The 14,378-nt window shown below is 65.1% G+C and carries 12 protein-coding genes; 11 read left to right on the top strand and 1 reads right to left on the bottom strand.

All coding sequences use genetic code 11. The features are described from left to right. Nucleotides 1–7: 7 nt before the first annotated feature. From UC35_RS18335 to UC35_RS18325, 3 genes are read left to right on the top strand one after another with little or no spacing between them, the layout of a single operon-like run. The gene (locus UC35_RS18335) at nt 8–1,918 is read left to right on the top strand and encodes a lysylphosphatidylglycerol synthase transmembrane domain-containing protein (RefSeq protein ID WP_061502227.1); all 1,911 of its coding nucleotides are present in this window, start codon (nt 8–10) and stop codon (nt 1,916–1,918) included. After that, entirely contained in the window at nt 1,915–2,484 is a 570-nt protein-coding gene (locus UC35_RS18330) for an HAD family hydrolase (RefSeq protein WP_061502225.1), read from the top strand. Before UC35_RS18335 ends, UC35_RS18330 begins: the two co-directional genes overlap by 4 nt. Then, nucleotides 2,481–4,319 (top strand): hypothetical protein, encoded by a 1,839-nt coding sequence (locus UC35_RS18325; protein WP_061502223.1) that lies wholly within the window; start codon nt 2,481–2,483, stop codon nt 4,317–4,319. The genes UC35_RS18330 and UC35_RS18325 overlap by 4 nt, the downstream gene beginning before the upstream one ends. Before the next feature lie 62 nt (nt 4,320–4,381). Here the strand turns inward: UC35_RS18325 and polA are convergent, their stop codons facing one another. Further along, nucleotides 4,382–7,234: a DNA polymerase I gene (polA, locus tag UC35_RS18320; protein WP_061502221.1), complete on the bottom strand. Its 2,853-nt coding sequence runs from the start codon at nt 7,232–7,234 to the stop codon at nt 4,382–4,384. Between the two features lie 57 nt (nt 7,235–7,291). Between polA and UC35_RS18315 the strand changes: the two genes are divergently transcribed. The 8 genes from UC35_RS18315 to UC35_RS18275 all read left to right on the top strand — a co-directional run bounded on the left by UC35_RS18315 (nt 7,292) and on the right by UC35_RS18275 (nt 14,365). After that, nucleotides 7,292–7,627, top strand: a complete 336-nt coding sequence (locus tag UC35_RS18315; protein WP_061502219.1) for a hypothetical protein — start codon at nt 7,292–7,294, stop codon at nt 7,625–7,627. 26 nt (nt 7,628–7,653) lie between these two features. Then, nucleotides 7,654–8,634: a homoserine kinase gene (locus UC35_RS18310; protein WP_061502217.1), complete on the top strand. Its 981-nt coding sequence runs from the start codon at nt 7,654–7,656 to the stop codon at nt 8,632–8,634. Continuing rightward, nucleotides 8,631–9,371, top strand: a complete 741-nt coding sequence (locus tag UC35_RS18305; protein ID WP_061502214.1) for a BPSS1780 family membrane protein — start codon at nt 8,631–8,633, stop codon at nt 9,369–9,371. Before UC35_RS18310 ends, UC35_RS18305 begins: the two co-directional genes overlap by 4 nt. After that, a complete protein-coding gene (locus tag UC35_RS18300) occupies nt 9,368–10,123 on the top strand; it encodes a hypothetical protein (protein WP_061502212.1) in 756 nt (251 codons plus the stop codon). Before UC35_RS18305 ends, UC35_RS18300 begins: the two co-directional genes overlap by 4 nt. Before the next feature lie 267 nt (nt 10,124–10,390). Then, on the top strand, nt 10,391–11,911 hold the full coding sequence (locus tag UC35_RS18290; RefSeq protein WP_265331333.1) for a UbiA family prenyltransferase: 1,521 nt from the start codon (nt 10,391–10,393) through the stop codon (nt 11,909–11,911). Continuing rightward, nucleotides 11,908–12,336 carry a GtrA family protein gene (locus tag UC35_RS18285; protein ID WP_061502208.1) on the top strand — a complete coding sequence of 143 codons (429 nt, stop codon included), beginning with the start codon at nt 11,908–11,910 and terminating at the stop codon, nt 12,334–12,336. The genes UC35_RS18290 and UC35_RS18285 overlap by 4 nt, the downstream gene beginning before the upstream one ends. Then, the gene (locus tag UC35_RS18280; protein ID WP_061502204.1) at nt 12,336–13,634 is read left to right on the top strand and encodes an FAD-binding oxidoreductase; all 1,299 of its coding nucleotides are present in this window, start codon (nt 12,336–12,338) and stop codon (nt 13,632–13,634) included. The genes UC35_RS18285 and UC35_RS18280 overlap by 1 nt, the downstream gene beginning before the upstream one ends. Further along, nucleotides 13,631–14,365: an SDR family oxidoreductase gene (locus UC35_RS18275; RefSeq protein ID WP_061502202.1), complete on the top strand. Its 735-nt coding sequence runs from the start codon at nt 13,631–13,633 to the stop codon at nt 14,363–14,365. The genes UC35_RS18280 and UC35_RS18275 overlap by 4 nt, the downstream gene beginning before the upstream one ends. Nucleotides 14,366–14,378: the final 13 nt, after the last annotated feature.

Here is a 14,378-nt window from a genome sequence, read left to right as displayed (position 1 = left end):
GCGAACCATGTCCCGGCACGACGCCACCTTCCTGCTCGCGGCCGCGCTCCTCTTTCTCGCGCACGCAGCGCGAGCGAGACGCTGGGACATGCTGCTACCCCCGGCGGGCATAGGCCGGCGGTACAGCTTGCTGATGGGTCTTTCGCTCGGCTATATCTTCAACACTCTACTGCCGCTGCGCATCGGCGAGGTAGTGCGCATCGCCTGGGTCAGCAGCCGCGAGAAGGCCCCGTTCACGCGTGTGGCTGCAAGCGTCGCAGCGGAGCGCTTCAGCGATGTGATTGCTGTTTCGCTGATCGCCATGGTGATAACGGTTTGCAGCGGCGGCCGCTACGACCTTTCGGGCCTCGCGTATTCGCTGGCCGCAGTGGCGGCGGCTCTCCTAGTGATCGCACTGATCGTACGCCGCGCAGTCAACGCCCGCTACGCGCTCTGGAAACTCTTCTCGGTCTTCAATCCGGCGATCAGGCTCGGTTTGGTCGACTTTGCTTGGGGCTTCAGCGAACTGGTGACCAGTCGAGTTCTCGTTCGATCTCGCGTCCTCCGAATGACCGTCGGCATGTGGTGCGCGTACTTGCTCTCGTACTACGTGTTGAGCCTCGCCATCGAAAGCCCATTCGATGCCACGCTCCAAGCCCTTCTTGGCAGCCCCTTGCTGCCGACCTGGGACGGCACGAAGATCATCCTGCCGGCCGACGCCATGGCGCTCATGATCTTTACTGGGCTGCCCGTGATCGGCGTTGTCACTTACGGCATCCTCAATCATTGGTCGGGCGCCGTCAGCGCACTGGGTTCCTGGATGCGCAAACGCGAGACGCCGACCCAGGCCCCCGGCTCCACGCGGCAGAAGTTCAAGTCCGACGGCGAGTTCGACACCTTTCTCACGTCGCTGTTCGCCGGTGACCGTTTGGTCATCCGGCAGTTCGGCCTGCTTGGCGTCGATGACGCCGTCATCCACAAACTGTTCCACGGCGGATCGGACGCGGTGACGGCTTTGGTGGAATCCGGCGGATACCTGAAGATCCGCAAGTTCGCTGCAGGCGATGCCGGTAGAAAACTGAAAGTGCAGCGCCAATGGCTAGCCGCCAATCGCGACGGCGTGCTGCCTTTGGTCGATGTGCTTGCGGCCAGGGAAGGCGATGACTTTTTCCAGTACGACATGCCTGTGGTGAACCGCGCCTGTGATTTCTACGACACGATCCATACCTCGGACCGGAAAGCGAGCGCACAGATTCTCGAAACGCTGCTGCACCGCATGGCGCAATTCCATGAGCAGAAAGCCGCTGGGAATGCCTCCCCCGAATGCATACGCGCCTACCTCGATCAAAAGACGATCAGGAATGCCAAGGCCATCCTGCGGTTCGTACTTGGCGTCTTCCCGCACCGGGAGTACGAAATCAACGGAGTGCCTTACCGCATAGAAGACTGGAAGAAGCTGACCGACATCGAATGGCTCTCATCACAGGTCAAGGGTCACAGAGTGTCGACCATCCACGGCGATCTCACGATTGAGAACATCATCGCTGCGCCGGATCACCAAGAAAATTTCTATCTGATCGATCCCAACCCGGTCAATGTTTTCGACAGTCCGCTGATCGACTACGCCAAGCTGATGCAGTCCCTGCATCTCGGTTATGAGACCCTGAGTCGCAGCCGCTCAACCGTCGTCGACGGCCCCTGCATCAGGCTTCCGTTCATTCGATCGCAACAGTACTGCGATCTGCACAGCGACTTGGAGCGTTTCATCGTCAGTCACTGGGGAGAGTCGGTTCTGCGGGAAGTCTACTTTCACGAAATCATCAATTACTTGCGATTGATGCCCTATCGAATCCGACAGAATCCCGAACAGTCGGGCATGGCCCTCTTCGCCGGCACCAGCTACCTGCTCAAACGTTACGTGGAGGCATATCCTTCATGAAGCCGCAAGCTCTGCTGGTGGATTTGGATGGCACCCTGGTTGAAACGGCGAGTGCAAACTATCACGCGTATGCGCAGTCGCTGGCCGAGGTTGGGCTCACGATATCGCGCGAGGAATTCGAAGCCCGCGCCGCAGGCCGGAATTGGCGCCAGTTCCTGCCCGAAATGCTGGCCGAGGCCGGCATCGCCGCGGAACCCCGGACCATTGCCGACCGCAAGGCCTCCATCTATGCCCGCAGCTTCGACCGCCTGGTTCCCAACACGGCACTGATCGCCTTGTTGCGGCTGCGTTCTCCCGCGTGCATGGCGGCTCTGGTCACGAGCGCTTCCGCTGCAAATGCATACGCGGTGCTGCACCACTTGGGCCTGACGGACCTGTTTGACATCATCGTCACTGGAGACGACGTGCCGAGACACAAGCCGGCGCCGGATGCCTACCAACTGGCCGCTCTCCAGTTGGGCGTCGAGCCGGCAAACTGCATTGTTATCGAAGATTCAGACGCCGGCATTGCGAGCGCCCTTGACTTTGGTGCCCTGGTGCTGCGCCTGACTTCCATCCTTGTATGAACAACAGCGCGCATGCGCCGGCACTGAAAGCGCCCTACGTTTCCACCAGCACGATTGTGCTGGCAACGCTCGGCCTGTACCTGATCGCTCCGGCCTTCACGGCCGTGCATCCCGAGGGCTTCTCTGCACAGATCCAATCCATCGCCTTGGCCATGGGCTCGTTCGGAATCGAGCGGCATGACTCGTACCAGCCCGCCTTGACCGAATTCATCTTCTATACACGGCAGGGTGTGAGTGGACTGCTCCATGCGATCGATCGTTTCTTCGGCGTCGGCGGCGATGCCGGGTTCCGGATCTTGAACATCGCCAGCCTTCTCATCGTGCTTGCATCGTCAGTCCGCTTCGCGCGGGATCGAGGTCGCGCGGACATGCGACTGGCACTTGCTTGCCTGTTGCTCACACCCGGCATTGTCGAAACCGCTTTCTTCTTCAACGACAACATTGTTTCTGCGGCTTTCGCCTGCCTCGCAATGGCTGTTGCAGGGCCGCGCACGAGTGTCCTGCGCTATGGCGCGAGCGGCACGCTTTTCGGCATGGCGATACTCTGCCGCCTCGACGCAGTATTCGCACTTCCCTTCATCGCCGGTTTGGCGTTCCACGATTCCCCGTCGATCCCGCACCTGGCCCGACGTGCCGTTGCATTCTCCGCCGGCTTGCTGCTGCTTCTCGGCGCCTTCTTCCTGCTTACGGGCGCCTCAATGTTCGACGCCATTCGGATCGCACAGGAGTTCAGTCAACTGTCGAAGCGATGGATGGCCAGCATCTACGTCATGCCCGCCATTTACTTCTTCGGCATCCTCACGCCCCTGCACATGATCATCGGGGCTATCCCCGATCTTCGGGACCTGATACGAGGCCAACGATTCTGGTATCCACTGACCCTTGTCGCTTATCCGGTGCTTCTCACGATTTATGCGATGAACACTGGTCATCAGATTCGCTACATGTTTCCGCTGCTGGCGCCCGTCATCTGTCTGCACGCAGAGCGCGGATTGCGCTGGATGCTTGACCATCGAAAAGCCAACACGGGAATTGCGCCTCGAGTACGCTGGGTATGGATCGCACTGCTGTTGTACGCGCTGATGTTTCCGCCTACGGCAGTGATTCTGCGTGACGGGCCTCAGGCCATGACCGGGCGCCTCTACATGCCGATCGTTGCATGGCGCTGGCAGGACGCGACCAAACAGTCCATGCAGCGAGTCGATGCCCTCGTGAGCCAGCTCGTTGTTTCTGAGCGTCCCCTGGTCATCAGCGCTCATTACAACGATGATTTTTACCTGAAGCTGCGCCTGATGGAGGCTGGCTATGTGGATACCCCGGTCGCCCGCCGATACCCGGCCTGCGGCGGCTTCACTATCTACACCCGGGGAACGCACGAGATCCTGCACATCCGCCTCAACAACAACTGGCAACTATCTTCGCTCGACCAGGACATCGTGAGCGCTCTTGTCCTCACCCGCGCCTTCGAATGCCCGGTCATCCGGGAACAGCGTATGGCCATCGTCAGCCGATTCGGCGCCCACTTCTCCGCCTTGGACTGGAGGAGATTCGGAATCAACGAGCCGTCGTTCGCACAGCCGCTTGCCATGCCGTTTGCCGAGGACTACGGGCTGGCCCTGGTGTTGGGTAGTGACTGTTGCACCCGCAGCGTTGGGCTGTTTTCATGGGCTGAACTGGACCGTGGCCAGCTGGATGCCCTTCTGGCCGGGGCACATGCCACCGCAGCCAGTGCGGCACGAACTGCAAAGACGAGCCCGGAGGCCCTGTATTCTGAACTGCACGCGAGAGTCCAGAGCCGGATAACGCCGGCCGGGGACAGGCGGGTGGAGGATTGAACTTGGACTCAACGCACCCTACGGTACGTCTCTCCTGGAACTCTGCCGGACGCGGAGATGGTTCAGTGCGCCTCCTCCCAGTTGCTCCCCACCCCGATCTCGGCCAGCAGCGGCACCTTCAATTCCGCGGCATTCGCCATGATGTTCGGAACCTCAGCCTTCACCCACTCGACCTCGTCCTCGGGCACCTCGAACACCAGTTCGTCGTGCACCTGCATGACCATCTTCGTGCGGCGGTCCTGGGCGTCCAGCACCTCCTGCATGCGGATCATGGCCAGCTTGATCAAGTCGGCGGCCGTGCCCTGCATGGGCGCGTTGATCGCCTGGCGTTCGGCGCCGCCGCGGCGCGGGCCGTTGGGTGAATTGATCTCGGGCAGGTACAGCCGCCGGCCGAACACGGTCTCCACGTAGCCCTTGCTCTTGGCCGACAGGCGGGTCTGGTCCATGTAGTTCTTCACGCCCGGGTAGCGCTCGAAATAGCGCTGGATGTAGTTCTTGGCCGCGGTGTTGTCGATGCCCAGGTTGCGCGCCAGCCCGAAGCTGCTCATGCCGTAGATCAGCCCGAAGTTGATCACCTTGGCGTAGCGCCGCTGCTCGCTGTTCACGTCCTGCGGCGTGACGCCGAACACTTCCGACGCGGTCGCCCGGTGCACGTCCATGCCCTCGCGGAAGGCGCGCTGCAGCGCCTCGTCGCCCGACAGGTGGGCCATGATGCGCAGCTCGATCTGGCTGTAGTCGGCGCTGGCGATGCGGTGGCCCGGCGGCGCGATGAAGGCTTCGCGGATGCGGCGACCTTCGGCCGTCTTCACCGGGATGTTCTGCAGGTTGGGGTCGTTGCTCGACAGCCTTCCGGTGATCGCCACCGCCTGCGCGTAGTGCGTGTGCACCCGGCCGGTCTTGGCGTCGGCCATCTGCGGCAGCTTGTCGGTGTAGGTGCCCTTCAGTTTGGACAGCCCGCGATGTTCCAGCAGCTTGGCCGGCAGCGGGTAGTCATCGGCCAGCTTCTCCAGCACTTCTTCGTCGGTGCTGGGCACGCCGCTGGCGGTCTTCTTGGTGACGGGCAGCCCGAGCTTGGTGAACAGGATCTCGCCGATCTGCTTGGGCGAGCCCAGGTTGAAGGGCTGGCCCGCCAGTTCGTGCGCCTCCCGTTCGAGTTGCAGCATGCGCTGGGCCAGCTCGGTGCTTTGCCTGGACAGCATGGGCCCGTCGATCAGCACGCCGTTGCGCTCCACGCAGAACAGCACTTCGCTGGTCTTGATCTCCAGGTCGTAGATGAAGGCGAGCTTGCTGTCGGCCTGCAGTTTGGGCCACAGGGCGTGGTGCACGTCGAGTGTCTGGTCCGAATCCTCGCAGGAATACTCGGCGGCCTTGTCCACCGGCACCTGCGCGAAGGGAATCTGTCGCGCGCCTTTTCCGGCAATGGACTCGTAGTCGATTCCGGTCCGCCCCAGGTGGCGCTCCGCCAGGCTCGCCAGGCCATGCGGCTTGTGCACTTCGAGCACATAGCTTTGCAGCATGGTGTCGTGCTCGTAGCCGCGCACCTCGATGCCGTGGTTGGCGAATACGTGCCGGTCGTATTTGAGGTGCTGGCCCAGCTTCTTCCTGTCTGCGTTCTCCAGCCACGGCTTGAGTTTCTCGAGCACGCCCTCCAGCGGCAGTTGCTCGGGCGCGTCGTGGTAGCGATGGCCCATGGGGATGTAGGCCGCCTCGCCGGGCTTGACGCTGAAGGAGATGCCGATGATCTCGGCCTTCATCTCGTCGAGCGAATCGGTCTCGGTGTCGATGGCCGTGAGTTCCGAGACCTGCAGCTTGGCGATCCACGCATCCAGCTGCTCCCAGGTGAAGATGGTGTCGTAGTGCAGCGTCGAGGCCTGCGACAGGCCCGACAGGTCCGGCTCGTCGAACAGTCCCGCGGGCTGCGCGCCGGGCCCCACCTTGGCGCGGTTGCGGTGCTCCTCGATCAGCTCCGGCGGCACCTCGTGGGTCCTGAGCTGCGAGACCAGGCCCTTGAGGCCGTAGCGCTCGTAGAAGGCCTTCAGCGCCTCGACGTTCTGGCCATTGCCCACCGCGATGTCTTCCAGCGAAGGCAGCCCGTGGATGTGCTCGCCCAGGTCGCAGTCCTTCTTGATCGTGAGAATCTCGCGCCCCTTCGGCAGCCAGTCCAGCGCCTTGCGCAGGTTGTCCCCGACGGCGCCCTTCACTTCACCGGCGCGGGCGATCAGGTTGTCCAGCGACCCGTATTCCTGCAGCAGCTTCACCGCCGTCTTCGGGCCGACCTTCTCCACGCCGGGCACGTTGTCCACCGAATCGCCCACCAGGGTCTGGTAGTCCACCATCTGGCGCGGCGGCACGCCAAACTCGGCCTCCACGCCGGCGACGTCGCGCTTGCGGTCGTTCATGGTGTCGATCACCATGACCTGCTCGTTGACCAATTGGCTCAGGTCCTTGTCGCCGCTGGAGATCACGGTGTGGTAGCCGCGCTCGGTCGCCAGGCAGGCGAGCGTGCCGATCACGTCGTCGGCCTCCACGCCGGGCACGTTCAGCACCTTCCATCCGAGCAGGCGCACGACTTCGTGAATCGGCTCGATCTGCGCGCGCAGGTCCGGCGGCATCGGCGAGCGCGTTGCCTTGTACTCGGGATAGATGTCGTCGCGGAAGGTCTTGCCCGGCGCGTCGAAAATGCAGGCCACGTAGTCGGCGCGCACGTCCTTGCGCAGCTTTTGCAGCATGTTGATCATGCCGCGGATCGCGCCGGTCGCCGCGCTGGTGGGATCGCCGGGCACCGCGCGCAGGTCGGGCATGGCGTGGAAGGCGCGGTACAGGTAGCTCGACCCGTCCACCAGCAGCACGACCTTCGGGTCGGCCTCGGCTTGCCCGTGGTTTTCCTGGGCCGTTTCCTGTGAGGTTTCGCTCATGCCGGGATTGTGCCCTCCTCGCGGCAGCCGCTTCCGGGTGCCCCCTACAATCCCCCCATGGATTCGCTGGCGCGGCTTCGATCTCTGGTGTTGATTCCGCTGGCGGCGGGCGCGGCAGCTTTGGCCCAGACCCCGCCGCTGGTGCAGGAGTCGCAGCCGACCGACCCGCGCCAGAACCAGAAGGTGGAGCGCCTTCGCGTCGAGGACAAGGGCGTGGCGATCGACGAAGTGCGCTACGGCGGCCAGTCCCAGAGCGTCACGGTGCAGCCCAAGGGCGATGTGCCTGCTTACGAGATCCCGTCCGAGAACCTCTCGCGCAGCCGGCCCGCCGACCGCCGCGAAGGGCTGGGCGGCGCCACCGGGCAGCGAGTCTGGAACGTCTTCAATTTCTAGATAAAGAATAGAGTGAGCAGGGCCTGATGGCAGTCTTCACCGAGGTCTCGCAGGAGGAAGCCGGCGAGCTGGCGCGCAAGCTCGGACTGGGCGAGTTGCGCGAGCTGCGCGGCATCCAGGGCGGCATCGAGAACACCAATTACTTCCTGACCACCGAGCAGGACGGCGAAACGCTCGAATACGTGCTCACACTGTTCGAGCGGCTGACGTTCGAGCAGCTGCCGTTCTACCTGCACCTGATGAAGCACCTGGCGCTCCACCGCATTCCGGTGCCGGACCCCCACGAGTTGCCGGGCAGCGAAACCAAGGAGCACCCCGAAGGGCGCTTGCTCCATACCGTCTGCGGCAAGCCCGCGGCGGTGGTGGACCGCCTGCGCGGCAAGAGCGAGCTTCAGCCCACCGCCGCCCACTGCGACCACGTCGGCGACATGCTCGCGCGCATGCACCTGGCCGCGCGCGACTACCCGCGCAACCAGCCGAACCTGCGCGGCCTGGCCTGGTGGAACGAGACCGTCCCGGTGGTGCTGCCGTATATGGATCCGGCCCAGGCGGCGCTGCTGAACGCCGAACTGGCCTTCCAGAACCACATCGCGGCCGGTTCCGCCTATGCGGCGCTGCCGCGCGGGCCCATCCACGCCGACCTGTTCCGCGACAACGTGATGTTCGAGAACGGGCGCCTGACCGGCTTCTTCGACTTCTACTTCGCCGGCGTGGACAGCTGGCTGTTCGACATCGCCGTCTGCCTGAACGATTGGTGCATCGACCTGGCCAGCGGCGCGCCCGACGAGGAGCGCGAGCAAGCGTTCCTGGCGGCCTATGCACGGGTGCGGCCGCTCGCCGCGGCCGAACGGCAGCTGCTGCCGGCCATGCTGCGGGCCGGCGCGCTGCGCTTCTGGGTTTCGCGCCTGTGGGATTTTCACCTGCCGCGCGAAGCCGCGATGCTCAAGCCACACGATCCAACGCACTTCGAGCGGGTGCTGCGCCAGCGCGTGGCGCACGCCAGATGAAACTCAACATCGTCCCCGCGCGCACGGGCGCCCTGTGGGTCCGGCTCGGCCTGCAGACCTTCCTGCGCCAGCCGCTCGCCATGTCCGGCCTGTTCTTCATGTACATGGTGGCGGTGACGCTGGCGGAGCAGATCCCGGTGGCCGGCCCCTTCATCGCGCGGATGCTGGTGCCGGCGGCCACGCTGGGAATGATGGCCGCCTCCGCCGAAGCCGCGAAGGGGCGCTTTCCCATGCCCTCGGTGCTGCTCAGCGCCTTTCGCGCCGGCCGCGAGCGCGCCAGCGCCATGGTTATCCTGGGCGCCATTTTTGCGGCCGGCTCGCTGGCAGCCTGGGGCCTGGCCTCGCTGCTGGCGGGCGCGCGGCCCGCCGCCGGCGCGGCCGGCGAGTTCGACCCGCTCATCATGCTGGGGGCAGGACTGCACATGCCGCTGTCCCTGATCTTCTGGCACGCGCCGGCCCTGGTGCACTGGCATGGCCTGGCGCCCGGCAAGAGCCTGTTCTTCAGTCTGGTAGCCTGCCTTCGCAATTTCCCTGCGCTGCTGGTCTTCATGCTGACCTGGCTGACGCTGCTCTCGGCCATCGCGCTCCTGTTCATCCTCGTCGGCGTGATGATCGGCGGTGAAGCCGGCGCGCAGGCGGTGGTGATGCCCTTGATGCTGATCACGGCCGCGATGTTCACGACCTCGCTCTACTTCACCTTTCGTGACAGCTTTCTTGCCGACGGAGACCCCGCATGACGACACATGTCCTGGAAGGCCGCAGCGAACAGGAAGTCCTTTGGTGGCAACGCCGCGGCTTCCTGCAGGCGGCGGCGGCCTGGACCGCGACGGGCGGCTACGCTGCCGCGCACGCGCAGCAGCGAAGCAACATCGTGGAGCTGCGCGGTGACGCCCTGCTCAATGGGCAGCGGCTGACGCCCCAGGGCGTGATCCAGACCGGCGACAGCATCGAGACCGGGCCGGGAGCCAACCTGGTCTTCGTGATCGGCAACTCCTCCTTCCTCGTGCGCCAGAACTCGCGCTTCACGGTGGAACGCGGCGCCATGCTCAATGCCGTGAGCGTGCTGCGCATGGTCACCGGCGCCATCGCCAGCGTATGGAACAAGGGCGGCCCGCGGCAGATCGCCACGCCCACCCTCACGGCGGGCATCCGCGGCACCGGCGTCTACACCGAGGTGCGGCCCGAGCAGGGCTTCCGCAGCTACTTCTGCAACTGCTACGGCACCGTGGACATGAGCGCCGGCCCGGACCGGGCGCTGTCGCAAGCCTCCTACCACCAGGCCTTCTGGGGCGAGGCCGAGCCGAAGAACGGCCGCTTCCTCACGGCGGCCGGTGCCATCAACCACACCGACGAGGAAATGGAATACCTGGCGCGACTCGTGGGCGAGCGCACCGCCTGGCAGATCGAAGGCAAGAAGGGCGTGAAGGACGGCAGGGGCTACATGGACCAGCAGCCGACCGCCACGCACCCGGCGGCTCAGAAGCCCTAGGCCCGGGGCGCTCGGCGCCCGCTTCGCCGCTGCCTGGTAGTCGACGCTCGACTTCGCCAGTGCCGGTAGTCGTGGTTACCCTCCATTTCGGGCCGGCAACATGGCACCACCACTCCCAGTGAGCCTGGGCGTTCTCTACTAGCTCACGCAGGGCCTTTGCATCATGCCGGGGCAGCGCGGCCGGCATAAGGTCCTGCCAACGGCCCCAGCCTGCGGTCCCAGGTTCCCGGAGCCCGCCGCCTGCTGGCGCAACCGGAGAACGCCCTCGTGCTGAACACCTTGCTCATCGATGCATGCCCTCGCCCCGACGAGGCCCGGCATCCTGAGGATGTGCTGCATCGCCCCGAGGGCGCCGACGGGCATCATCCCTTGGTCGTCGACCTCGACGGCACGCTGGTCAAGGCCGACCTGCTCCACGAGTCGCTCACGGTCGCGCTGTTGAAGCAACCAAGGAGCTGCCACCGCATCTTCGCGTGGCTGGCCAAGGGGCGGGCGCACCTGAAGGCACGCCTGGCCGAAGCCGTCACCCTCGACCCTGCGACGTTGCCCTACCGCGCCGACCTGCTCGGATGGCTGAAGCAGGAAAAGGCCAAAGGACGACGCATCGTCCTGGCCACCGCCGCCAACCACCGGATCGCATCCACGGTGGCGGACCACCTCGGGCTTTTCGATGAGGTCGTGAGCAGCGACGAGAACGTGAACCTCAAGTCCGCGGCCAAAAGGGATGCGCTGGTGGGCCGCTACGGCCTCGGCGGCTTCGCCTACGTGGGGAACGCGCGGGCGGACCTGCCGGTCTGGCAGGCGGCATCGCGCGCGCACGTCGCCGGGCATGCTCCCCAGCTGACAGGCTTGTTGCGCGACCGGGGACGCCTGGGAAAGGTCTTCGACGAGCCCACGAGCATGCTCTCGGCATTGCTGCAGGCGATGCGTCCCGCGCAATGGGCGAAGAACCTGCTGATCCTGGTTCCCCTCCTGATGGCGCATCTCTTGTTCGAGTTGGGGCCGCTCGCCACCGCGCTGCTGGCGACCGTCGTCTTCAGCCTCGCGGCGTCCGGCGTCTACATCCTCAATGACCTTGTCGACCTGCAGGACGACCGGCACCACCCCCGCAAGCGCCTGCGTCCCTTCGCCTCCGGGGCGCTGCCGGTCGCGATCGGCTGGGTCTGCTGGCCTGCCCTGCTCCTCATGGCCGCGGCCGCCTCGTTGGCGATGCTCCCGGCGGCCTTCACCGGCTGGCTCGCGGCGTACCTGGCGTTGACGCTCGCCTATTCGCTGTGGCTGAAGCGCAAGCCCATCGTCGACGTCGTTACCCTGGCTTTGCTCTATACCGTGCGCCTCATCGCCGGTGCGGCGGCCATCGCCGTGCCGCTGTCCTTCTGGTTGCTGTCCTTCTCGATCTTCGTGTTCCTGAGCCTGGCGCTCGTCAAGCGCTACAGCGAACTGCGGACCGCGCTGGTCGATGAAAAGCCGGGGCAACTGCGCGGCCGCGGCTACGGACCGAGCGACCTGAACTTCGTCGCCATCCTCGGCGGCAGCGCCGGCTACACCTCGGTGCTCGTGCTCGCACTCTATATCCAGGACCCGAGGACAGCGTCCCTGTACGCCAGCACCGAGCTGATCTGGCCCGCATGCCCGATCTTCCTGTTCTGGATCTCGCGCTTCTGGCTGCTCGCCTGCCGGGGCGAAATCAAGGACGACCCGGTGGTCTTCGCGGTCCAGGACCGCACCAGCTGGCTCATCGCCGCCATGCTGGCCTGCACTTTCGCGCTGGCGAGCTGGATCAAATGACCGCCGCGCGCATCGCCATCACGTATGCCGCGATCGCCGTGATCGCCAGTGCGGTCAACCTGGCCTTCCAGTTCGTGTCCACCCGCCTGTACGCCGGCCTGTACGCAACGGCGCTTTCCGTCGCGGTCGGGACCCTGGCAGGGCTTCCTGTCAAGTACATGCTCGAAAAGCGCCACATCTTCGAGTTCCGGGCCAACAGCCTGGTGCACGAAGGAGAGACCTTTCTCGTCTACAGCATCCTCGGTGTAGGCACCACGCTGGTCTTCTGGGGCGTGGAGTTCTCGTTCGACGCGCTGTTCGCCAGCGAGGCCATGCGGTATGTCGGCGGTGCCCTCGGCCTGACGGCAGGTCATGTGATGAAGTACCAGCTCGACAAACACTTCGTGTTCTGCCGGCCCGCCCGCGTCCGCACCGGAGGCGCCTGATGCTGCTTCATGGCTGGGGCCGGTATCCACGCAGCGAATGCGATATCGCTTTCCCCGCATCGGAAAGCGAGTGCGCGCAGAGCCTGGGGCGACGCCCCTTGATCCCGCGCGGGATGGGACGCAGCTACGGGGACAGCTCGCTCGGCGACGCCGTCATCTCGACCCGGTACCTGGACCACTTCCGCTCGTTCGACCCCGCCACCGGGCTGCTGCGGTGCGCCGCCGGCGTGACCCTGGCGGATGTCCTGCGGACATTCGTCCCCAAGGGCTGGTTTCCCGCCGTCACGCCCGGAACCTCCTTCGTCTCGATCGGCGGCGCCATCGCGAGCGACGTGCACGGGAAGAATCATCATCGCGACGGCACCTTCACCGATCACCTGCTCGAGATGGAGGTGCTGCTCGGCGATGGGCGCAGAGTCAAGGCCTCGCGCACCGAGAACGAAGACCTGTTCCACGCCACCTGCGGCGGCATGGGCCTGACCGGCATCATTCTGGAAGCGACATTGCGGCTCCGACCCCTGCCGTCTGGCTCCATGGTCCAGACCGCGCTCAAGCTGCCCCACCTGGACGCGGCGCTCGAGGCATTCGAAACCCATGCGCAAAGCAGCTATTCGGTCGCCTGGATCGACTGCACGGCACACGGCCCGAAACTCGGACGCAGCGTCTTGTTCCTCGGCGAGCACGACACGCAGGGGCCGCTGGACTACCGGGAGCGCACCCGCCTGGCGGTACCGATCGAAGCGCCCTCCTTCGCCACCGGCAGCACGGCGCTGCGCTGCTTCAATGCCCTTTACTACGCGCGTGCGCGCGCCAAGGCGAGCACGCGCAGGGTCTCGCTCGCCGACTACTTTTATCCGCTGGATGCGATCCAGGACTGGAACCGCCTGTATGGCCGCGCCGGATTGCTCCAGCATCAGTTCGTGCTGCCGGTGCAATCGGCCGCGCGCGGCCTGCGGACGATCCTGGAACGGGTGGCGGCTTCGGGGTGCGGCTCCTTTCTCGCGGTGCTGAAGAAATTCGGCGCCGCCAACGATCACTTCTTGTCCTTTCCCATGGCTGGCTACACACTGGCACTGGACTTCAAGGCCGGGCCGCGGGAACTCGCGCTGCTGGACGCGCTGGACGAAGTCGTGATCGATCACGGCGGCCGGATCTACCTGGCGAAGGACGCGCGAATGACCCAGCAGGTCTTCCGGGCCAGCTATCCGCGCTGGCACGAGTTCGAAGCCGTTCGCGCCCGCTGGAATGCTCACGGTCGCTTCGCATCAAGGCAAAGCCGAAGGCTGGGGCTTCAATGAATATCCTCATCGTCGGCGCCACGTCCGCGATCGCGGAAGCGACGGCCAGGCTCTGGGCTGCCGAAGGACACCGGATCATGCTCCTGGGCCGGCGCCGGAATCGCCTGGAGTCCATCGCCGACGACCTGCGGGTCAGGGGCGCAGGGCTCGCCCTGTGCGAGACCTTCGACGCCACCGAATTCGAGGCGCACGAGCGAGTCGTGGACCGGTCGCTCGACGCCCTTGGATCGATCGACCTGGTCCTGGTGGCGCACGGTTCGCTGGGAAACCAGCGCGCATGCGAGCGGGACTTCAGCGAGGCCCATCATGAGTACGCCGTCAATGCCCTCAGCGTGATCTCGCTGCTCACCCACATCGCCAACCGGATGGAGACGCAAGGACGCGGCGCGATTGCCGTCATCGGATCGGTGGCCGGAGATCGCGGGCGGCAGAGCAACTATGTGTACGGCAGTGCCAAGGCCGCGGTGGACGTCTTCGTTCAGGGATTGCGAAACCGGCTCCACCGCGCCGGCGTCCACGTGATGCTCGTCAAGCCGGGGCTGATCGACACTCCCATGACAGCGGGCTTCCGCAAAGGCGTCCTTTGGTCTGCCCCGGACGCGGTGGCGCGCAGCATCGTGCGGGGCCTGGCTCGCCGCCGCAACGTGGTCTACGCACCCTCGTTCTGGCGTCCGCTCATGGCGGTCATCCGCTCGATTCCGGAACCGCTCTTCAAGACGCTCAGTCTTTGAAGGTCCTTGAGCG

Origin of the sequence: Ramlibacter tataouinensis (assembly GCF_001580455.1) — a bacterium.
Taxonomy (GTDB): domain Bacteria; phylum Pseudomonadota; class Gammaproteobacteria; order Burkholderiales; family Burkholderiaceae_C; genus Ramlibacter; species Ramlibacter tataouinensis_B.
Note: the sequence above shows the minus strand (reverse complement) of the source record. Positions and strands in the feature narration are given on the sequence as shown.